Origin of the sequence: Priestia aryabhattai B8W22 (assembly GCF_000956595.1) — a bacterium.
Taxonomy (GTDB): domain Bacteria; phylum Bacillota; class Bacilli; order Bacillales; family Bacillaceae_H; genus Priestia; species Priestia aryabhattai.
The window spans coordinates 251,968-271,298 of the sequence record NZ_JYOO01000001.1; the positions used below are offsets into that span (position 1 = coordinate 251,968).

General features: G+C 34.4%; 21 protein-coding genes, 1 pseudogene and 1 riboswitch. Of the genes and pseudogenes, 12 read left to right on the top strand and 10 right to left on the bottom strand.

The window, feature by feature from the left end; translation table 11 throughout:
• Nucleotides 1–11: 11 nt before the first annotated feature.
• A complete protein-coding gene (gene nikA / locus N178_RS01115) occupies nucleotides 12–1,634 on the bottom strand; it encodes a nickel ABC transporter substrate-binding protein (RefSeq protein WP_045289790.1) in 1,623 nt (540 codons plus the stop codon).
• Between the two features lie 255 nt (nucleotides 1,635–1,889).
• On the opposite strand from nikA, the pseudogene N178_RS01120 reads away from it, so the two are divergent.
• The 3 genes and pseudogenes from N178_RS01120 to N178_RS01125 all read left to right on the top strand — a co-directional run.
• Nucleotides 1,890–2,099 (top strand): annotated as a pseudogene (locus tag N178_RS01120) (NADP-specific glutamate dehydrogenase); the annotation flags it as partial.
• An 85-nt stretch (nucleotides 2,100–2,184) separates the two neighbouring features.
• On the top strand, nucleotides 2,185–2,421 hold the full coding sequence (locus tag N178_RS25635) for a YesK family protein (protein ID WP_272946306.1): 237 nt from the start codon (nucleotides 2,185–2,187) through the stop codon (nucleotides 2,419–2,421).
• A 387-nt stretch (nucleotides 2,422–2,808) separates the two neighbouring features.
• A complete protein-coding gene (locus tag N178_RS01125) occupies nucleotides 2,809–3,459 on the top strand; it encodes a DUF421 domain-containing protein (protein ID WP_045289795.1) in 651 nt (216 codons plus the stop codon).
• A 191-nt stretch (nucleotides 3,460–3,650) separates the two neighbouring features.
• Here the strand turns inward: N178_RS01125 and N178_RS01130 are convergent, their stop codons facing one another.
• A complete protein-coding gene (locus tag N178_RS01130) occupies nucleotides 3,651–4,076 on the bottom strand; it encodes a CBS domain-containing protein (protein WP_045289796.1) in 426 nt (141 codons plus the stop codon).
• Nucleotides 4,077–4,354: 278 nt separating this feature from the next.
• On the opposite strand from N178_RS01130, the gene N178_RS01135 reads away from it, so the two are divergent.
• Nucleotides 4,355–5,200, top strand: coding sequence for a DMT family transporter (locus N178_RS01135; RefSeq protein ID WP_045289798.1), 846 nt, complete (start codon nucleotides 4,355–4,357; stop codon nucleotides 5,198–5,200).
• Between the two features lie 257 nt (nucleotides 5,201–5,457).
• On the opposite strand, the gene dapA is transcribed toward N178_RS01135, so the two are convergent.
• The 3 genes from dapA to N178_RS01150 all read right to left on the bottom strand — a co-directional run bounded on the left by dapA (nucleotide 5,458) and on the right by N178_RS01150 (nucleotide 7,516).
• Nucleotides 5,458–6,345 carry a 4-hydroxy-tetrahydrodipicolinate synthase gene (gene dapA / locus N178_RS01140; RefSeq protein ID WP_045289800.1) on the bottom strand — a complete coding sequence of 296 codons (888 nt, stop codon included), beginning with the start codon at nucleotides 6,343–6,345 and terminating at the stop codon, nucleotides 5,458–5,460.
• Between the two features lie 127 nt (nucleotides 6,346–6,472).
• A riboswitch (Lysine riboswitch) is annotated at nucleotides 6,473–6,651 on the bottom strand.
• Between the two features lie 258 nt (nucleotides 6,652–6,909).
• Nucleotides 6,910–7,167: a hypothetical protein gene (locus N178_RS01145; RefSeq protein WP_028410040.1), complete on the bottom strand. Its 258-nt coding sequence runs from the start codon at nucleotides 7,165–7,167 to the stop codon at nucleotides 6,910–6,912.
• A 61-nt stretch (nucleotides 7,168–7,228) separates the two neighbouring features.
• Nucleotides 7,229–7,516, bottom strand: a complete 288-nt coding sequence (locus N178_RS01150; protein WP_045289804.1) for a hypothetical protein — start codon at nucleotides 7,514–7,516, stop codon at nucleotides 7,229–7,231.
• A gap of 413 nt (nucleotides 7,517–7,929) precedes the next feature.
• On the opposite strand from N178_RS01150, the gene N178_RS01155 reads away from it, so the two are divergent.
• Complete coding sequence (locus tag N178_RS01155; RefSeq protein ID WP_013056420.1) at nucleotides 7,930–8,109, top strand: H-type small acid-soluble spore protein; 180 nt, start codon at nucleotides 7,930–7,932, stop codon at nucleotides 8,107–8,109.
• Between the two features lie 116 nt (nucleotides 8,110–8,225).
• Entirely contained in the window at nucleotides 8,226–8,396 is a 171-nt protein-coding gene (locus tag N178_RS26850; protein WP_169746647.1) for a hypothetical protein, read from the top strand.
• Nucleotides 8,397–8,643: 247 nt separating this feature from the next.
• Here the strand turns inward: N178_RS26850 and N178_RS01160 are convergent, their stop codons facing one another.
• Nucleotides 8,644–8,961, bottom strand: a complete 318-nt coding sequence (locus N178_RS01160; protein WP_028410038.1) for a DUF3243 domain-containing protein — start codon at nucleotides 8,959–8,961, stop codon at nucleotides 8,644–8,646.
• A gap of 250 nt (nucleotides 8,962–9,211) precedes the next feature.
• Between N178_RS01160 and N178_RS01165 the strand changes: the two genes are divergently transcribed.
• Nucleotides 9,212–9,616: a hypothetical protein gene (locus tag N178_RS01165; RefSeq protein ID WP_045289806.1), complete on the top strand. Its 405-nt coding sequence runs from the start codon at nucleotides 9,212–9,214 to the stop codon at nucleotides 9,614–9,616.
• Between the two features lie 223 nt (nucleotides 9,617–9,839).
• Here the strand turns inward: N178_RS01165 and N178_RS01170 are convergent, their stop codons facing one another.
• Complete coding sequence (locus N178_RS01170; RefSeq protein ID WP_045289808.1) at nucleotides 9,840–10,214, bottom strand: cupredoxin domain-containing protein; 375 nt, start codon at nucleotides 10,212–10,214, stop codon at nucleotides 9,840–9,842.
• Nucleotides 10,215–10,507: 293 nt separating this feature from the next.
• Here N178_RS01170 and N178_RS01175 point away from each other — a divergent pair, with 293 nt between their 5' ends.
• Nucleotides 10,508–11,938, top strand: coding sequence for a PQQ-dependent sugar dehydrogenase (locus N178_RS01175; RefSeq protein ID WP_045289809.1), 1,431 nt, complete (start codon nucleotides 10,508–10,510; stop codon nucleotides 11,936–11,938).
• 331 nt (nucleotides 11,939–12,269) lie between these two features.
• Nucleotides 12,270–12,833, top strand: coding sequence for a hypothetical protein (locus N178_RS01180; RefSeq protein WP_045289811.1), 564 nt, complete (start codon nucleotides 12,270–12,272; stop codon nucleotides 12,831–12,833).
• Nucleotides 12,834–12,898: 65 nt separating this feature from the next.
• Here N178_RS01180 and N178_RS01185 read toward each other — a convergent pair whose 3' ends face one another.
• Nucleotides 12,899–14,446 carry an acetolactate synthase large subunit gene (locus N178_RS01185; protein ID WP_237758363.1) on the bottom strand — a complete coding sequence of 516 codons (1,548 nt, stop codon included), beginning with the start codon at nucleotides 14,444–14,446 and terminating at the stop codon, nucleotides 12,899–12,901.
• Between the two features lie 355 nt (nucleotides 14,447–14,801).
• Between N178_RS01185 and N178_RS01190 the strand changes: the two genes are divergently transcribed.
• Both N178_RS01190 and N178_RS01195 read left to right on the top strand, forming a co-directional pair.
• Nucleotides 14,802–15,446 carry a hypothetical protein gene (locus tag N178_RS01190; RefSeq protein WP_045289813.1) on the top strand — a complete coding sequence of 215 codons (645 nt, stop codon included), beginning with the start codon at nucleotides 14,802–14,804 and terminating at the stop codon, nucleotides 15,444–15,446.
• Between the two features lie 744 nt (nucleotides 15,447–16,190).
• On the top strand, nucleotides 16,191–16,391 hold the full coding sequence (locus tag N178_RS01195) for a cold-shock protein (RefSeq protein ID WP_013056409.1): 201 nt from the start codon (nucleotides 16,191–16,193) through the stop codon (nucleotides 16,389–16,391).
• Nucleotides 16,392–16,616: 225 nt separating this feature from the next.
• Here the strand turns inward: N178_RS01195 and cshA are convergent, their stop codons facing one another.
• On the bottom strand, nucleotides 16,617–18,017 hold the full coding sequence (gene cshA, locus N178_RS01200; protein ID WP_045289815.1) for a degradosome RNA helicase CshA: 1,401 nt from the start codon (nucleotides 18,015–18,017) through the stop codon (nucleotides 16,617–16,619).
• Between the two features lie 284 nt (nucleotides 18,018–18,301).
• Between cshA and N178_RS01205 the strand changes: the two genes are divergently transcribed.
• Nucleotides 18,302–18,505 carry a cold-shock protein gene (locus N178_RS01205; RefSeq protein ID WP_045289817.1) on the top strand — a complete coding sequence of 68 codons (204 nt, stop codon included), beginning with the start codon at nucleotides 18,302–18,304 and terminating at the stop codon, nucleotides 18,503–18,505.
• Between the two features lie 280 nt (nucleotides 18,506–18,785).
• Here the strand turns inward: N178_RS01205 and N178_RS01210 are convergent, their stop codons facing one another.
• Nucleotides 18,786–18,989, bottom strand: coding sequence for a cold-shock protein (locus tag N178_RS01210; RefSeq protein WP_013056405.1), 204 nt, complete (start codon nucleotides 18,987–18,989; stop codon nucleotides 18,786–18,788).
• Between the last annotated feature and the right edge of the window lie 342 nt (nucleotides 18,990–19,331).

Consider the following 19,331-nt stretch of genomic DNA (forward strand, 5'->3'; position numbering starts at 1 on the left):
CCTCCTGCTAGTTACTGTTTGATGCTAATTCCTGTGAATGGATTCTCGTCACGATTAGCAGGGAAATTAAAATTCGTTACATTCTTTTGATAAATGGCTGTTTTCTTCATATATGAAATAGGAATAATAGCTCCTTGGTCTTGTATTGACTTTAAAATAGACGAATAGAGCTGTTGGCGCTCTTTTTCATCTGTTGTTTGAGGAACCTTCGCCATTTGTTTAATTAATTCATCTTTATTTGGGTATGCTGAAATAGCTTCATTAAACCCATACCCTTTTGATGAAACAATGTTTAAAAATGTATGAGGATCATAAGGTGCACCAAAATTACTATAGAAATTAATATCAAATTTATTATCTTTAAATCTTTGAACTTGGTCTGGTAGTTCAACTCCCTCAATGTTTAATTTCACCCCAATTGCCGCCCATTCAGATTGAAGAGTTTCGGCCATTGCTTTTTGAATGGATTCTGCTGAATCATACATTAGGTCAATTTCAAGTAACTTTCCATCCTTTTCACGAACTGTTTTTCCTTTAGGGAGTTTCCATCCTGCTTTGTCTAATAGTGCCTTTGCTTTTTCTACATTATACTTTACCAACTTCACATCAATATCTTTCGTGTAAGGTAAATTTGTAGGTAAGATATGGTCTGCTTTTTCTTCTAAACCTGAAGTCACTCCTTTAACCAACGCTTCTTTGTTAAAACCATAATGCAGGGCTTTCCTTACACGTTCATCTGAAAGCTGTTCTGTTTTTGTATTCATAACAAGCTGTCTTGTGGCAATTGGTTCAGAAACCCTAGTTTCATATTTCCCAGTAGACTTTAATTGCTTAAACGTGTCTAGACTGACAACTCCTTCTCCATAAATCATGTCCAAATCACCTTTTTCAAATGCGAGTACTCTCGTTTCCGCATCTGGAATAACTTTCACTTTGATTTTTTCTACTTTTGGAATCTCTCCCCAATAATTTTCATTTCGTTTATAAATAGCATATTCGTCTGCTTTATACTTTTCTAAAATCCATGGACCTGTACCTATCGGTTTAACGATACCTTTTGAAGTATCACCATCTTTAGGAAAGCCAGCTTCCCCCAAAAAACGAACTGGTCGAACCACAGCTAGCTCTTGAATTGTTGGGTAATATGGTTCAGTCAATGTTAATCTAAAAGTATTTTTATCCACTACTTCTGTCTGAGCTATTTTTGTAATGAAACCCAACCAACTATGTAATTCTTCATTATTCAAAATAGTGTCAAAATTCTTTTTAACAATTTCTGCATTAAAATCTGTTCCATCGGAAAATTTTACACCTTCACGCAAATGAAACGTGTATACTTTACCATCTTCAGAAATTTCCCATGACTTAGCTAGATTTGGTTTTATCTTACCGCCGGCTTGATAGCTTACTAATGGTTCATACACCATAGATTGAGCAAATAATTGTGAAGGGTTGTAGACATGTGGATTCATTTCTCCTACATCTCTCGGCCAAGCAATCGTAAGCATATTATCATGACTGCCTTTCGATGTTGATTCCCCATTATTATTTGAACAACCAACTAATAATGTTGACAAAATTAAAATAAACACAAATGTTAACTTAATTTTCAGACTAATTTTCCCCTTAGACATAACGGTGTCTCCTCCTACTTGATGTTGATAATCGTTTTCAATTGTAAGCAGGATTTGTATTCTTGTCAATGTAATATTGAAAACTTTATTTTCAATATTGTTATCTATCTGTGAAAGTAACTTTTCCGGACGTAATGCTTGCCCTTTTTAAAGAAAAACCCCTTGAGATTTAAGAAAAAATCAAAAGACTTGAGTATTTAAAAATTGTTATACAAACCAAAGTAATGTAATTACTTTTCTCTGCTAATCACGTGATCAGCATTAGAAATGGCTCAAAATAGCACTAGGCTTTCTTGGACTTTTGAAGAAGTCGATAGCAAATTACATGCGATTATGAAAAGCATATACCAAAATAGCAAGAAAGCTGCTCAAGAATACAACGCTCCTGGTAATCTTGTCGTAGGTGCAAACATTGCCGGATTTATAAAAGTTGCTGATGCTATGATTGAGCAAGGTGTTATTTGATACTTCATTGGGAGAATATACTAGTATGGATATCTTGAATTTAAAGGCTGTTAATAATGGGTGACTTACAGATATTGCTGGTTTAATTGCACTTTCATATGCACTCAGCAGAAAAAAACCTACTATTAAATATATAACACCTCTAATTGTAGGAGTGGTTAGTGTTGGCCTTGTTATCGTAAGTTTCCTTATCGGAGGCTGGATTGGTATGAGAGTAGGAACAATTAGCTTTACTGCTTTTATCTCATCACTTATCTCCCTACTAATTATATCTATAGCTGAATCTGTGAAAAGAAAATTCAGTAAAAACATTCACCACTAAAGTATATATAGCACATACAAAGTCAGTTTATATAATGCGGATGATATGAGAGTATAAATATGACTGCGGTATTAAACAGCTAAATGTATAAATACTAATACCTTGAGCAAACTATTCAAGATGCCTAAACGGCATCTTTTTTAATGCATATGATATACAAAACAAAGTTAACATAATGAAGATTCTCCCCAGTTAATTGTTTATATAATGCTTCTGTTAAAAATCTAGTGCCATGAATAACACTTTAAACACTTTGTACGTTATTCATTTAATTTTCACCATAAAGCAATACAAGTTCTTAGAGAATCAGCTGAGTTTATAAATCTATATATTACATTCATCCCTGTTCCAAGAGAGAAAAAGATTCTAATGAAAGGAGAGCGTAAAGTGGAAATCATCGAAGTAAGCTGGCGTACAATATTATTATATGTTGTTATTATTATTATTTTTCGTTTTATCGGCCAACGAGGCATAAATCAGCTAAATGTCATTGACCTTGTTGTTGTGCTTATGATAAGTGAACTTGGAGTTGTTGCAATTGAGGATACGGGAGGTTCTTTACTTTATCAGCTTGTACCTATTTTTATATTAACAGTTATCCAAATAGCTCTTACATATATCCAATTAAAAAGTCAAAAGTTACGCAGAGTACTAGATGGGCAACCTATTATTGTAATAAGGCAAGGAAAGATTGATGAAAAGCAAATGAGGAAATCACGTTATAATTTGGACGACTTGCTTTTACAACTGCGGGATAAAAATATAGGAGATATCCGTGAGGTGGATTATGCGATATTAGAGCCTTCGGGTACATTATCTGTATTTAAAAAATCAGAAAGCAAAGATAAATCAGGATCTGTATTTTTACTTCCCCTTGTTATTGATGGAATCATTCAAGAAAAGCATTTAAATCTAATAAATAAAAATTCTTATTGGCTTTTCAACGAATTGAAACAAAGAGGATACAAAGACGTAAAACGTATTTTATATTGTAGTTTTTTAAACGGGCAACTTTTTGTGGATATAAAAAATGAATGATAAAAAAAATTCAGGACGAAAATGGGTTTAAACTTGGCTAATTCTATAGAAAGCCCTAAACTGCTGGAGCTATTGAAAACAAGATCTTTAAAAGCTGTAATAGCCATTCGTGTTGTTATGTATAAACTAAGAGCAAGCTAATTTTCATTGGCTTGCTCTTATCTATATGATGAAGTACAAAAAAACCTTTTTTATTTATTAAGCTCAGCAGGAGCTGAAATATTCTCAAGAACTTTTCCTGTTTCTTTATTTGAAGTATTACTTACCGCTAAATCTCCCAAAGAAACCATTCCAATAAGTTTTCCATTTTCTACAATAGGAAGTCTGCGTATTTGATGCTGAGACATGATGTCTGCAGCCTGCTCTACAGACATGTATTTTGTACCGGTAATGACATCAGTGGTGATCATTTCAGATATTTGTGTATTCGCATTAAAATTATTAGCTAATCCCTTGACGACTAAATCACGATCCGTTATTAGGCCTATTAGCTTATCATTTTCACAAATTGGAATAACTCCTACATCTACATTCTTCATCATATTAGCTACCTCACCACATGAACTTTTAAGGTTACCTGTCTCAATATTAGAAGTCATCACTTCTGTTATATTCATAGCAACTCCTCCTTTATTTAATCATTGTCTTACTTCACTTGATTCCCGCACCTCATCTTCTAAAACGTCCATTTGAGTTTTAGGATACAAAGCTTTAGGTTTTAATAAAAGAGCACAACCCGTTGGTTCGTAATAAATTTATACTTCTCCTCTTCTCATCTTTATACTTTTACAAAAGAGTTATTCGAAGTTATTTTTCATTAAATTGAAATATTAAAACTATTATATAAATTGTATAATTTAGTAGTATAAAAACTACTAGGAAGGGATTACACACTATGTTATGGTTTATATCTGCTTTAGGGACAGCTGTATGCTTCGGAGTAAACAATACTTTATTTAAATGGGGTGCTCTTCAACATTTATCTAAAGTGTGTATTCAACTTTTCTTTTATTGGATTTCTTTTTTTATCCTCTTATTATTTACTCTTATTAAAGGAAGTTTTGAATTTCACATTTTACCTATTTTAACGGGGGCACTAATCGGTATCTTAAATGCCAATGGCAATATCCAAATGTCGAAAGCCTTTGAGAAAGGACCTGCGAGTATTACATCTACCATTATTGCGATGAATACAGTCATTGTTGTTATAGCTACATCCTTATTATTTCCTGAATCCATTCCTTTAACAAATTGGATTGGTATCGTCATTATTATATTGGCAGCTTGTATTATTCAGTATCAACCAAACAAAACGGCACACATAGAGTATAAATTATGGATTTTGAGCTGCTGTTTAGCTCTTCTATCTATCGGCACAGTTGGTGTTATTATGAAATTCAGCACGTATCAGCACTTTAGCATGGGTGAAATGCTTGTTTCAATGTATGGCGGAGGAGCTGTCTATTTAAGTTTATTAGCTCGGAAAGAACTTAAAAAAATAACTGCACATAAAATTGAAATAAAGATAGGTATACTAGTTGGTATATTAAGTACGATTGGTTACAGCTGTTATTTATTCGCCCTAAAGGAAGGTCCATCCAGTGTGGTTTATCCAATCATTAGTTTAAATTGTATTGTTGTTTTAATTGGGAGCTTAATTATCTTTAAAGAAAGACTTAAAAAATATCAATTAATAGGAATTATTCTTACTCTATGCGGAATCGTGTTGACTAAGATATAAGTTTTTGCACTAATACCGACAGAAGAACGAACACATAGTGAAATAGGTCTCCTTCTGTATGGCAACTGAAGATGTATATAGTATACATAGAAAAAACAGAAAAACTCCCCCAATGCGTTAAGGGAGTTTTTCTATTTTTAGGAGTTAGCTAAATGATGATTCATCCATCTTGAGCTTTTGGCAAAATCTTGCCTTAATGCCTCGATTGAATCGGTCGTTTTAGCTATGCTCTCTCTTCTAATCTATTTTTATTTATTTCAACAGGTAACGTTAATGCCGCTAGCTTGCAGAACTTCTTCTAGCGCACTTTGCTCTTTATTGCTTAAAGGAACCATTGGCAAACGAACACCGCCAACTTGTATTCCATTTAGATTTAATGCAGCTTTTACTGGTGAAGGACTTGGCGCAATAAATAATGCTCTCATAATGGGAAGCAGATTGCGATGTGTAGCAGCAGCTTTTTGGACATCGCCATTTTTGAAGGCATTAATCATTTGTTGCATATCATTGCCAATGATGTGGGAAGCAACTGAAATAACTCCTGCCCCGCCAATTGCTAATACTGGTATTGTTAACCCATCATCGCCGCTGTATAGTGTAAAGTCGCTAGGTGTTTTGCTAATAATCTCTGCCATGGCATCCAAGTTGCCACTTGCTTCCTTAATTGATACAACATTAGGAATCTCTGATAGACGAACAATTGTTTCAACAGAAATGTTAACTACGCTTCGCCCTGGGATATTGTAAAGCATAACTGGTAAAGAGGTTGACTGGGCAATCGTTTTAAAGTGCTGGTACAAGCCTTCCTGAGACGGCTTATTATAGTAGGGAGCAACGAGCATAATACCATCGACTCCTGTTTCCTCTGCAAGTTTCGTTAAGCTAATCGAAGCTTGCGTGTTGTTTGAGCCAGTTCCGGCGATGACGTGGACTCTTCCCGCAGCAGCTTCTACAACACATTTGAATAATTCAATTTTTTCTTCTGTGGTTAATGTTGGAGACTCTCCAGTTGTACCAGCTACAACTAAGCCATCTGTGCCATTTGTAATTAAATGCTCAACTAACGTTTTCGTCGCGTTAAAATCAATTTCGCCATTCTGATCAAACGGGGTAACCATTGCTGTTAATACTTGGCCAAAATTCATAACTACACACCCTTTATAAAATTTTTAAAATTAGAGGGGTTAGGGCCATTCATAAGAAACGCAAAAAAGCAGCAACGAGGGATTCGTTGCTGCAGTAGAAACAATATTTATCAAAAATAGTTTCCGTGCGTAAGATAGCCCTCCATACAGTTTCCCATATGACAGTTCTGTATTTATTCAACAGCAGAACCAGCTTCAAGAACATGAGATTCTTTCGGCTTCGGCAAATACCCCTTTCCACAATTGTCATTGGATCTCATTCTCCTCAAATTGTATACTTATGATCTTTGCGCCTCTATCCTCACTTCAAAAAATATTGAAATAAGAAAATATTTAATTGCATTTAATATAACAGTAAATTTCCTTTCACGCAAGAATCATTTAAGTATAATTTTATGGACACCATGTAATTAAGTCCTTACACTTATTTTTTAGAGAATGCCTCCGGATTATTGACTCAAACCCACAATCTCAGTATCACTCATATTACTATTCCACCTTTCTTTTTGCTATTCACCACATGTTTTAACTTACATATTATGCACACCATAAAAAGCCACCCGCTTAGAGTGACTTAGCATTAGGTTTATTCTTTACTTCATCAGGTACGTAATCTAAAAGTACGGATATTATTGTATTAAAATGCCATGGAGTAAGATTGTTGCCAGCACTTTCTTTTAACTCAGTTCTTAGCTTTTCACCCCATATAGGATATTTATTGTTGCTTTTTGCTTCCTCTAACATATAATCGACTACATTTAGTACTTTATAATATTCATTTTCTTTTGCGCTAATATAATAATCCTTTTGTTTATAGTTCATATCTCCAATCCCCTTTTGGTTATTTATGAACAATACATTTTTTCATAAAATAGCATCAAATTTAGACTATATCTCTTATTTCCTTATAACATCTACATTGATTTAAATAGTTTATAATATCTTGGTTATTTACTTCTTTGATATTATCTCCAAAAAGTTCAACAGCACTTTCTAAACGTTCCCTTTTATTATCAATCGTTAGTACATATCGAAGTGCATCAACTACTGGTGCATTATGGTATGTACGACGAACGAAATATTCTTCGATTGCCTTATTTAAGTATTCTGATTCAGCCTTTCTAAATTTAGGTTCTGACCTTTGAAGGTTCTTTACCTCCATCTCTATCATAAATCCCTCATCCTCTCCGATTTAATTCACTATTTTATTCCCCTGCTAGAAGTAAAATAAAACTTAGTTTGTATACAAATTAATGTATTTTCTACAAAAAAAAAAAAAAAAAAAACCTGTAAAGACAGGTGTTTTTTGTAAACTTAACATGTTAAAGGAGAAACGATTCGTCAGCAAAAGGAGAAATCTGATTAGGTACAGTATGTGCTCATTTTTCGTATTTATACGTATTCGAATTAAAGAATAAAATGAGGTTAAGCAAACCCATTGATGTTCGATTTTTGTAAGGTTAAAGGATAGATTAATTTTTGACGAAGTGAGTTATAGAATGTAGTCAAGTTATTGTTGAGGAAATATAGCTTTATCTTTTAATTGATGTATCACAGGGACATACTAAAAAATGAGGTGATAACATGGAAATAAATCGAGCTAAACAAATTCTTTCTTCCCCCAAGGAAATTGATGTTCATTACCACGGAGTTCCTATTTGGATTAAAAGTGTAGATGAAACATCAAGTATGGCTACCGTTCATGCGAGAGGAACACATGATGAAGACCGTATGGTTCCAGTCCTTGATTTAGAAGAAAAATAAAAAGTCGGAAAGAAAGAATGTAGTTTTTTACATTCTTTTCTTCCATCTCCAAATAGAACCCAATAACTGATACCATATTTCTGTAAGCTTTATTTATAAGAAAAAAGAGGTGCAGCATGAAAGAGAAAAAAGAACCACAACTCAGAAGTGGCGAGCTAGAAAATGCGCAACTAAAAGGCTATTACGGAATGGATCCTGAAACTAGCCTTCAATCTGTTAATTTTGCTACGACAGAGAACCCATATTTAAATGAGCATTACCAAGAAGATTCTAAAAAAAATGAATAAAAAGACAAGGAAATAACCAACCTTTATTTCTTTTCTGTAGTTATGCATTTTTATTAAGTTGACAATAGAAGGGTTTGCAGATAACATATTTCGATTTCGGCTTATTCTTACTTTTGCAACGATATTACCTGACACTTAACCATTATAAAGAGCCACTTGTTTTACGCAAGTGGCTCTTTGCTATGTTGATTGAATACACTTGATCCCTAATAAATAATGGCAAAAAGCAATCTATAATTGATGTAGATTATTCTTTGACTAATTTAACAAGCATATGAGCAAGATGATGTTGTTCTTCCTCGTTTCCAACTTTCCATAACTCATGTAACAAGTATTGCTCTTCATTTTGTGGCTCCTCATGGGTTGCGAGATAGTCAGCTATTTTTTTAGCTGCTAGAGCTAATTGATTATCATTTAACCCTAGTTTCTCACCTTTTGTGACTTTATCTCCTAAGTAACTTTTAAATTCGTTAAAACTAGAAAGGATGTTGTCTTTCTTCTCTTGACTCATTTCATTTAGTTTATCCTCTACTTTATTTTCAACGGTTTTAGTATTATTGTTCATTTTTCATTCTCCTTCCAATTAAGTATCAATGTTCTTATATGGTAAATCCCCCATTTACAGGTATATAAACATTTCGTAGCCTACTCATTAAGCAGAATAATAGTGAAACTTGAATAAAACTCGATTATTTGTAATAGAGTTTAGTGAAAAACCTTTTTGATAACAGGATGTATTTCTTAGGATGTTAACAAACTAGGTTAGTTTTACAAAATTTAATCGGTTATTTAGATGAGGAACGGAGTGAATACAAATGAGTTTAGCTACTTACATAGGTTCAAACGTAGAATTACCTATTAATAAGGAATTAGATGATTTAGTTACTATTGGGAGCTGCTTTTCAGATGAAAGAAATCGATTGAACGTAAAGAAACATCAATTTACTACCCTTTATGTTTATGAAGTTGCAAGCGACTGGGGAATTGAAATTACGGAGTATATGAATAAGAGCAGGCGTAAAGAATCAAAAGAGAAACTGATTGCACTATGCAAATTGATGGACCGCTATCTTAAGTCAGGAGACTTTTTTGAGTTGTATAGTTGTTGGATAGGGGAAGAAGCTGAAGAACAAGAGAGGAAATTAACGTTAAACATCCATTACTTTGACATTGATGATATTGACATGCCGGAAAAAACATTAGTTAGAATTGAAAAGTGAGTTCGCCCTATTATTATGGTGAATTTTCCCTTACATGGTATACATAAAAAAGAAAAACTCCCCTAATGCCTTAAGAGAGTTTTTCTTTTTAGTTAAATATTAAGGGTGTAATTGCTTGTTACTTACATATCATTTAATATTTTTGTAGATATTTATTATAACCTATCAAATGATTTAGGGAAAGCAAAAAATGAAAGCGATTACTTTTAATTGGCCCTGCTTGTTATTTGACTATCACTTTCCCTACCATTCCACTATTAAAATGATACCTACATATCAGTTCATATGTACCGGGATTTTGTGGTTTCACGGTAATGGTTTTTTCTTTTCCAGGCTGGACTTCAGCGTCAATACCGAGTTTTTCTACTGTGAAGGTATGCTCTTTCTGACCTTCATTTTTCAATATCAATGTTATCGTCTTTCCACTCGGGATAGTGATGGTTTCTGGATTGAAGTAATCATCGTTCAACTGAACCTCCATGGCTTGCTGTCTTACCACGTCGGATTCGGCCAAAGCGCCGAGTGACCCTGAAGTTATCACACCGATAACCATCGCAAACAAAACAACCCATCCCGTTAACCAGTTTTTCATAGACATTTGCATTCACTCCTTTCACAAGTCATATTCTTTTCCAATTCATAAAATAATATCACTATTTTTTGTGAATTAATTATTATTTTTCCTTAATTTCAATTTTGGGAAGTCACAAATAGTTATGAACGTTGGGAGAATCTTGAGTGCTGAGAGAAGAAAATAGCAGGCTTAACCAGCACTTCTCGATTACGTCTCTCAATCAAATTACCGCACTTTACAAAATAGTATTGATACTAATGGAACAGTTCCAATCATATTCTTATAAGAGAAAACATTAAAAAGGAGTGTTAAGTTAGTTGATAAAAGCTAAGGTTAGCTTACGGCCTATTGTTAGTAAGATAAATTTACCTACCGTTTTGAAAACAGCTATACTTCCGGGTGACTCATTTGAAAGCTTATTTATTGCAACCCAAGTAGGAGAGATCTTTTATATAAGGGATGAAGCTATACAGACTTTTTTAGATATTCGCTCAAAAATCATAAAATTGGGTACTTCTGAACCAGGTGTTTCTCGCGGTGGATATGATGAACGAGGGTTGCTAGGGCTAGCGTTTCATCCAGAATTTTATTATAACGGTCTGTTTTATCTTCATTACTCCGTAGCTGGAACACAAGGACCAGGTGCACTTTCCGAACATTTTAAGCCTAACCCGTGTGATTCTAAAACTTCAAAACTAAAGTGGATAAATAGAGAAACTAAATATGATCATATTGATACAGTGGAAGAATGGATTTTCCAACCAAATGGTCAACCTCAAAAAAGACGGACGTTACTTAACTTAAGAAGACCATTTTTTAATCATAATGGTGTTAACAGCTTAAACTTTTCACCTGAAACTGGAAAACTTATCTTAACAATCGGAGATGGCGGATCAGGATATGACCCCTTTAATTTAAGTCAGGATGATATGGAGATTTACGGAAAAATAATTGAAATTGATGTAAGTAAGAATACATTCATCCATAATCCACCCGCAGTCACACGCTTTAATGAACTCCCTTCACCTATTCAAGAAACCCTTACGCTCATTGCCAAAGGAGTTCGCAATATAACGGGCATTTCATTTCAAAAATTTTATAGTCAGTACATCAAATATGTGGGAAACGTGGGACAAGACGTAGTAGAGTCTATTTTTTCATTTGTTCATTATAAGCCAATACCTGTTCCTCAACTTGTTCAAGCTTCATTAATGAGAGCTAAACCCAACCAAGAAGGATTTATTAACCTTGGATGGCGGGGATGGGAAGGAGATTTTCCAACTTCATTTATAAAAAGGTGTTCTGAAAATCCGGCCTTGGATGAGAAAATAATTGCTTATTACAATGAAGCAGTAAAAACTTCAGCGAGACGTCTTCAGCCTTTAACTAGTTATTTTCACAAAGATCCCCGCCCTAATAAATTTGGAGGGACCTCCCTTACAGGAGTTCAGCCATATATGGGAAACAAAATCCCTAGCTTAACAGGAAGCGTTATGTTTACGGATATTGCCCAGATTAAAGAATCTCAATCCCCAGTTAGAGGAGTTTTAGCTTATACCAAGGCAGGTACAGATTGTAAGCTAAATGATTTTAATATTGTGGAAATTGATTATAATTTTGGTTCTCAATCAGCTTACTACGTTAGTTTGGGAACGAACCTGGATCAAACCAGGCTTTATTTAGGAGTTTATGGCTCTATGAAAGTGTCTGACTTTAATCAAGGTACTGTTTTTGAAATTGTTCCATGATTTACACTTATAAAATTCGACTAAACATTAATTTCCCGCCAAAAATTATAGCTTAATTTTTTCACCAGCTATTTTATAGGAATGAGCAAATGAACTTTCTAGAAAATAAAAAAGCCTTTAATCAATAAAGCCCATAAAAGATTCATTTTATGGGCTACAGTACCATACCTTTAGAAAGTACGACCTATCTCTATAAAAATAAATGCGACTTATTAGTCCTCCCTCTTAATTTCTTTATATATTACACGTAAGAGTTAATATATCGGGCAGTGGTCTAAATTAATCTTTACCCCCCCTTATAATGTAAATACAGTTAACCGAGGTGTAATTCATGTACTTTTTAAAGTCTCTTTCAAATGAAGTAAAATCTGCGCAGCTTCTTTTTAATAGATTATCTAAAACTAAGCAGCTTGTATCAGGCGCTCTTTTCGCCAACTTAGCAGCCCTTTTTCAATCAGCAGGAGGTTTCTTACCAGGAATAGGAATGTTCATTAGTCCATTATCTACTGCACCCATTCTTTTTTGTTTTGTACTTTCGCTCCCTCTAGGGTTTATTACCTATATACTAACAAACCTGCTTCTTCTGATTATCCAGCCAAGTGAACTTATTATTTTTCCTTTTACAACAGGAATATTGGGAATAGGCATAGGAGCTGCTTTTTACTTTTTTAAAAAGCGATTGTACATTATTATAAGTGGTGCTACCCTATTAACTGTTGGGATTATGACCTTATTGTGCGTTTTCAAATTCCCAGTGCTAGGTCCCGTGATTTCCAATAATTTTTCTGTTTGTACTACTGGTTTAATTTTTGTATTTACTTTCCTTTACAGTTGGATTTGGGTTGAGCTCAGCTTAGCTTATTTAAAAAAATTAAAAACATTTATTTTCTTTTAAAATAATGAAGAAATCGCAATTAGTTTTTTAGAAGAACGTCAATTAGGACAATCTCATCTGAATTTTTAAGGCTTTTTCATTATATTTTCAAATTCAACTAAACTATTTGCCCGTTCTCCTTTAATTCCAAAGCTAGTTGCCAATTGAACAAAATCTGGGTTTGTAAAAGTTACTCCATAGCTCTTACCAAACTTTTTGTTCATCATTTCCTGCTCTATTTTTAATGTAGAGTCGTTTAAAACAATAATGATGAATGAAAGCCCTAAGCGCTTTGCCGTCTCTATTTCTGCAAAATTCATTAAAGCTCCTCCATCTCCAGTAATACAAATAACTGGATCATTAGGGCAGGCCAGTTTAGCTCCAATTGAACCTGGTAAAGCAATACCCATGGAAGCTAAACCATTTGATATAATGAACTTGTTAGCGTTTTTGGGTTGATAAGTTCGGGCTATAGATACTTTATGAGCTCCTACATCTGAAATCACAATTGTTTCCTCTGAAGAGAGCTTGTCAATACTGTGCAAGATATTCTCAATTGTCAAAGGTAGTAAATTAGTATCTATCTCTTTCTTTTCAATATGATAGGATTGCTTAATTTGTTTCTGAAGATTGCCAGAGGGTATCCACGGTTTAGAAGGGATATCCAGCTGATTGAATACGCGTAAAGTTTGCTTTATATCTCCAACCAATTCGACTTCTACAGGATAATATTCATCTATTTCTGCCGGTAAAGTATCTATATGTAAAATTGGTGTTTTTTCCGTATTCCATTCTTTGGGTAACTTCTCGACAAAATCAAACCCCATTACAATAAGTAGGTCAGCTTCCTTTAAGCCTGGGAGCACTTCATCTTTTTCATTAAATCCAAACGTAAAGAAATTTTTGGGATGATCTTTAGATAATACACCTTTAGCCATATAACTATGGGTAACCGGTGATTGAAGGCGTTCAATAAATTGGTGAAGCTCATCCACGGCTTCCTGTCTAACAACGCCGTTACCGATAATAACAAAAGGTCTCTCATACTGCTTAATAAGAGTATTAGCAGCCTGAATTGACTCCATTATAGGTATACTTACGGGCATAGATGTAGGTGAAATAGGTTTAATGGGAACGATTTGAGTTGCTAAGTCTTCTGGCAATTCTACTACTACGGGTCCTGGCTTTTCCATTTGTGCAACTTTAAATGCTTTTCGAATAATCTCAGAAAGCGTTTGTGAATCTTTTATTTGAACACGCCACTTCGTTGCCGGTTCTACCATTTTAATAATGTCCATATATTGATGTGATTCTTTATGTTGTCTCCCCAAAGCAGCCTGTCCCGTTAATGCTACAACAGGAGAGTGGTCTAGCTTTGCACTAGATATTCCCGTCAATAAATTAGTAGCTCCAGGGCCTAATGTTGACAAACATACCCCTACCTTGTTTGTTAACCTTCCGTATACATCTGCCATGAAAGCAGCTCCTTGCTCATGCCGCACATTCACGAATTGAATCTGTTTAGACTTGGATAAAGAATCAATAAAATCCAATGTCTCTTTACCGGGTATTCCGAAAATATATTCAACTCCCTCATTTTCTAAACATTGAACAAGTGTGTCTGTCACTTTCATATTGTTCGACCTCTCTTTAGATAGTATTCTGACAAGCTTATGTGAAAGAAATAGCTCATTAATTCTTATCTTGTCTTTTCTAGTTTTAACTAACCGAAATCGTAAATATATGGAATGAAATCATACTCACTAACTATTGTTTCTAGTGTAACCATTAGGTTCTTATGTTAAATACATTTTTTAGATAATGTATAAATAACTGGATGAGTCAACCTTTCATCCGTGTAAGCTGATTGGGAGCGTGACAATACTCTATCAAGAATTATTATTAGAAAGTAACATTTTAAGGAATGTAAAAAATCCCATATACAAATAATAAGACGAATACTCATATAAATTGGAAGGAGCAGTTTTTATGAAAAGATTATTATGGATGGGGTTTATTATGTTATTTTCGCTAAACATGCTGGTTGAACCAAGTAGTGCTCGTGCTGAAGCACAAGAATATCGTGTTAGTCAATCTCAGGTAACGTTTGAAAATGAATTCAGAAGACTTTGGATGGATCATGTATTATGGACAAGTAATTATATTACAAGTGCAACAACAGCAGGATCAGAAGACCAAAAACAGGTGTTGGCAAGGCTATTAAAAAATCAGGAAGATATCGGGAATGCTGTGAAGCCGATATACGGAGAGAAAGCTGGGAACAAACTTACAGCTTTGCTTAAAGAACATATTGTGATTGCTGGCAAAATTGTAGATGCGGCTAAAACGGGAAAGAAAGCCTTGGTGAATCAATTAAACAAAGAATGGTATCGAAATGCTGATGACATAGCAGCGTTCCTTAGCCAGGCTAACCCTTATTTGAAAAATGAAGATTTGAAAAAATTACTGTATATGCATCTAAAATTAGTGACAAATGATTTATCTGCAAGCTTAGAAAAAGATTGGGAAGCAAGAATCGTTGCAATTGATGAAGGAGTCTCACATATCATCTTAATGGCAGATACTATATCTGCGGGAGTTGTGAAGCAGTTTCCAGAGAAATTCAATAAATAATCTCCAGTAGAACGCTTGAAATTATTTGAAATTTCTTCATGAAAAACTGTACCTGTAAGAACTCTTTTGATTGATGCCTCCAGAAAACCTTATGTTCACTAAAAAGGTACATGTAGATATTCTCCATAACTCGTCATACCAAAAAAAGGTTTATTAAATTTAAACACTGGGTATTATCAAATCAAGACGATGTGTTAAGAGTACCGCCCGTGCATAGGGTGTGTCCTTCTCTGTTCTATAAAAAATGGCGCCTCCAACGGCGTCATTTTTTATTTGTAAACAAGTTTAGGGATGCTCGTGCGAAGGTTGTATTTATATGAAAAAGGTACATAGATTTTTATCTAATAGAATCTATTTTTACACCACTATTTTTTAAAAATTTTGAGTGAACTTCCCTTTCTTTTGGATAGACGGGTCTCATAATGCTCTCTCATCTAATTTAGGTTCATATTTATAAATACAATGCCTATAACGATTGCATGGGCATTGGCTAATTTTTCACTTCTATCATTTCCGTGTGTAAAAGATCACTTATAAATATTTTGAAGTTTTTGCACGAGAACCTCATGATGATGTAGATCGTCATACCCCAATCACCTTTTTTAATGAAGTGAGTAATGATAAAGAAAGTTGGAAAGATCACATTAATTTAAGTTTAAGATGTCTCTATTGGGATAATATAATAAATAAGCTAGATTTAATGATAATCTGGTTTATTTTCTATATTTTAGGAGGCAACAAAAAATGGAACACGGTAAAGTGAAATGGTTTAATGCTGACAAAGGTTTTGGATTTATCGAGCGTGAAGGTGGAGAAGATGTATTTGTTCACTTCTCAGCTATTCAAGGTGAAGGCTTTAAATCCTTGGATGAAGGTCAAGAAGTGACTTTTGATATCGAACAGGGGCAACGCGGACCACAAGCGACAAACGTAAATAAAGCATAAAAAACCATAAGAAAAAACAGACTCTATTTTCAGAGTCTGTTTTTTCTTAAAAAGATTTTTATATCAAAACTTATTCATCAATAATTATAGTTCATGTTTTTTACATAATGACTTTTTAAGATTGTCACTGATTCACTCGATACTCTTATATTTACTATTTCCCCATTACTAAATAATTTCTCACTCATAGCCCTTATCCTTTCTCGCATCAAAAGTAATCAGGGATTATTTTCTATACGTTTTTTTGCGGCCTGCTGTTTCTTTTCTACCCCTATTTCTCTTACGTTCTGTTTTTGCCTTTTTATTACGAAGCGGTGCCACTTCAGTTAATTGGACAGGGGTCATATTTGATTCTTTTGTTAAGAGCTTTAAAGTGGCTGACAGTAAAGAAACAGAATCCACTTCTTCTAATAACTTTTCCGCCATTGGCTTATATTCCACAAACTCCCCTTTGTCAATAGCGGTCAAAACCTGGTGAATGATTGCTTCCTGATGCCCTGCCATTACCTCACTAGAAGTAGGAGGTGACTTTCTAGACATTTTGGTTTTGGTGACATCTTCGATCACTTTTAAGTGATTACGTTCTCTTGGAGTTATGAATGTAACTGCCAATCCCTTAGTACCTGCCCGTCCTGTTCGGCCAATACGATGAACATAGCTTTCAGGGTCCTGAGGAATATCAAAATTGTAGACATGGCTAACACCTGTAATATCAAGCCCTCTTGCTGCAACGTCGGTTGCAACCATAATCTCAATCGTATGATTCTTGAATTGACGAATCACATCGGCACGTTTGGATTGTGTAAGATCTCCATGAATGCCTTCTGCTGCATACCCACGCTTTTTTAGCCCTTCAGCAAGTTCATCCACACGTTTTTTTGTGCGTCCAAACACAATAGCAAGGTCTGGCGATTGAAGGTCTACGAGATTACAAAGAACATCAAATTTTCGATTCTCTGGAATTTCCATATACTGCTGCTCAATGTTCTTTACCGTTAGCTCCTTCGCTTTTACTTTTACGAGTTCAGGAGCGTTCATAAATTTCTGAGCTAGACTTTGTACTTGCTTCGACATGGTTGCTGAAAATAGTAAGGTTTGATGGGGAGAAGAGATGCCACCAAGAATCGTTTGGATATCTTCAATAAAGCCCATATTTAACATTTCATCTGCTTCATCCAGAACAGCTGTACGAATATGATTTAAACGAATGGTTCTTCTTTTCATATGGTCCTTAAGGCGTCCTGGGGTTGCCGAAATAATATGCGGTCTGTTTTTAAGAGCTTTGATCTGACGATTAATATCCTGCCCTCCATAAATGGGTAGCGTTTTAACTCCTTTTACCTGCCCAATTCGATTTAGCTCCTCAGCTACTTGAATAGCCAGTTCACGTGTCGGTGCTAAAACTATTCCCTGAATCCCTTCTTCACCAAGCTCAACCCGCTCTATAAGGGGGATGCCAAAAGCTGTTGTCTTTCCAGTACCGGTTTGAGCTTGTCCAATTAAATCTTTACCCGTTATAGCTATCGGAATAGCTTCAGCCTGAATCGGCGTAGCCTCTTCAAAACCCAAGTTATGAACGGCCTTTTCAATATCCTTGCTTAAATTAAAATCAGAAAATTTTTTCATTTTTTCGTGCTCCTTCTCTTACTTAAATTCAGAAATGAGAAAAGTACTCTTTAACCAGAGCTGTTATTTATTCATTTCTGCGCATTGGAAATCAGTCTTATTATTCACGAACATCTTATTTTAGCGTATTTATACAAAGCGACTTCATGCCTTATTTTATCCGCGCTTTCGTGTATTTATAAATTTTTATAGGATGTATAAAGTGTGGTTTAATTTAGAAAGATATGGTTCTTACCATTTCTTTTTTAAAAGGTATACTATTTAGGAGGAGGGATGATGTAGTTATGTATTATAACCATAGGAAGAAAAATCAAGAGCCCTTACCTAAAGAACGAATAGAGATTTGGGAATGTGAATCAGAAGAATGTAATGGTTGGATGAGAAAAAATTTCTCTTATCAAAATCATCAAAAGTGTCCTTTGTGTGGCTATAAAATGAAATCAGGAGAACGGCTTTTAGAGGCGTCTTCTAATCCCCATCAAAAATAATTTATGACCGTCTTTTGTATAAATCTATAAAAAACTTACGGCACTTCTTTAACTGAAAGTAAACTTCTTAACCAACATGTCATATTTACTTTGTATTTCTAGTGTATGGTATAACTAGTCCATACCTTGTACCCTTCGTTTTACCCAGAAACCAGACTTAAAACTCTGGTTTTTCTATTATAACGAGATTTTAAAATATAATATAATATGTTTTTTGCTAGCTAGTGAAATCAAAAGTAAAAAAAAGACTCCTAGGTGGAGTCTTTTTTACTCATTTTAATTATGCTACTTTATGAACGTTAGCAGCTTGTGCTCCACGTTGGCCTTGCTCGATGTCAAACGTTACTTTTTGACCTTCTTCTAATGATTTAAAGCCTTCGCCTTGAATAGAGCTGAAATGTACGAATACATCGTCTCCGCCTTCAATTTCGATAAAACCGAAACCTTTGTCTGCATTAAACCATTTTACTGTACCTTGTTCCATAATATTGCCTCCTGGTGTGGAATACTCCACACTTGTATTACTACCCTTGTCCAACCATACTATCTTAAGATGAAAATTTCTATGGAAGAGATTTCTCTTCTCTCAATTCTACACCGAACAAAAATAATTAACCTAAGCGTAACACACAGAACCGAAGATAGCAAATATAGGAAAGCAGAGAAAACTTCAAAATCGAAAAATATGTATCAAAAAAAGACCTAATTTGAAGTTTACTAGCAGCACATAAATTCAATGGACTTTCACCATTTTTGCACCTCTGTAGATTACATACAAAATAATAAGCGTATCAAGAAACCTGCTGTTTTTGTGTATATAAATTTT

Coding starts and splice junctions, on each gene's coding strand:
- nikA (WP_045289790.1), bottom strand. CDS start 1,634: ATGTCTAAGGGGAAAATTAGTCTGAAAATTAAGTTAACATTTGTGTTT.
- N178_RS01130 (WP_045289796.1), bottom strand. CDS start 4,076: ATGAATATAACAGAAGTGATGACTTCTAATATTGAGACAGGTAACCTT.
- N178_RS01135 (WP_045289798.1), top strand. CDS start 4,355: ATGTTATGGTTTATATCTGCTTTAGGGACAGCTGTATGCTTCGGAGTA.
- dapA (WP_045289800.1), bottom strand. CDS start 6,345: ATGAATTTTGGCCAAGTATTAACAGCAATGGTTACCCCGTTTGATCAG.
- N178_RS01145 (WP_028410040.1), bottom strand. CDS start 7,167: ATGAACTATAAACAAAAGGATTATTATATTAGCGCAAAAGAAAATGAA.
- N178_RS01150 (WP_045289804.1), bottom strand. CDS start 7,516: ATGATAGAGATGGAGGTAAAGAACCTTCAAAGGTCAGAACCTAAATTT.
- N178_RS01155 (WP_013056420.1), top strand. CDS start 7,930: ATGGAAATAAATCGAGCTAAACAAATTCTTTCTTCCCCCAAGGAAATT.
- N178_RS26850 (WP_169746647.1), top strand. CDS start 8,226: ATGAAAGAGAAAAAAGAACCACAACTCAGAAGTGGCGAGCTAGAAAAT.
- N178_RS01160 (WP_028410038.1), bottom strand. CDS start 8,961: ATGAACAATAATACTAAAACCGTTGAAAATAAAGTAGAGGATAAACTA.
- N178_RS01165 (WP_045289806.1), top strand. CDS start 9,212: ATGAGTTTAGCTACTTACATAGGTTCAAACGTAGAATTACCTATTAAT.
- N178_RS01170 (WP_045289808.1), bottom strand. CDS start 10,214: ATGTCTATGAAAAACTGGTTAACGGGATGGGTTGTTTTGTTTGCGATG.
- N178_RS01180 (WP_045289811.1), top strand. CDS start 12,270: ATGTACTTTTTAAAGTCTCTTTCAAATGAAGTAAAATCTGCGCAGCTT.
- N178_RS01185 (WP_237758363.1), bottom strand. CDS start 14,446: ATGAAAGTGACAGACACACTTGTTCAATGTTTAGAAAATGAGGGAGTT.
- N178_RS01190 (WP_045289813.1), top strand. CDS start 14,802: ATGAAAAGATTATTATGGATGGGGTTTATTATGTTATTTTCGCTAAAC.
- N178_RS01195 (WP_013056409.1), top strand. CDS start 16,191: ATGGAACACGGTAAAGTGAAATGGTTTAATGCTGACAAAGGTTTTGGA.
- cshA (WP_045289815.1), bottom strand. CDS start 18,017: ATGAAAAAATTTTCTGATTTTAATTTAAGCAAGGATATTGAAAAGGCC.
- N178_RS01205 (WP_045289817.1), top strand. CDS start 18,302: ATGTATTATAACCATAGGAAGAAAAATCAAGAGCCCTTACCTAAAGAA.
- N178_RS01210 (WP_013056405.1), bottom strand. CDS start 18,989: ATGGAACAAGGTACAGTAAAATGGTTTAATGCAGACAAAGGTTTCGGT.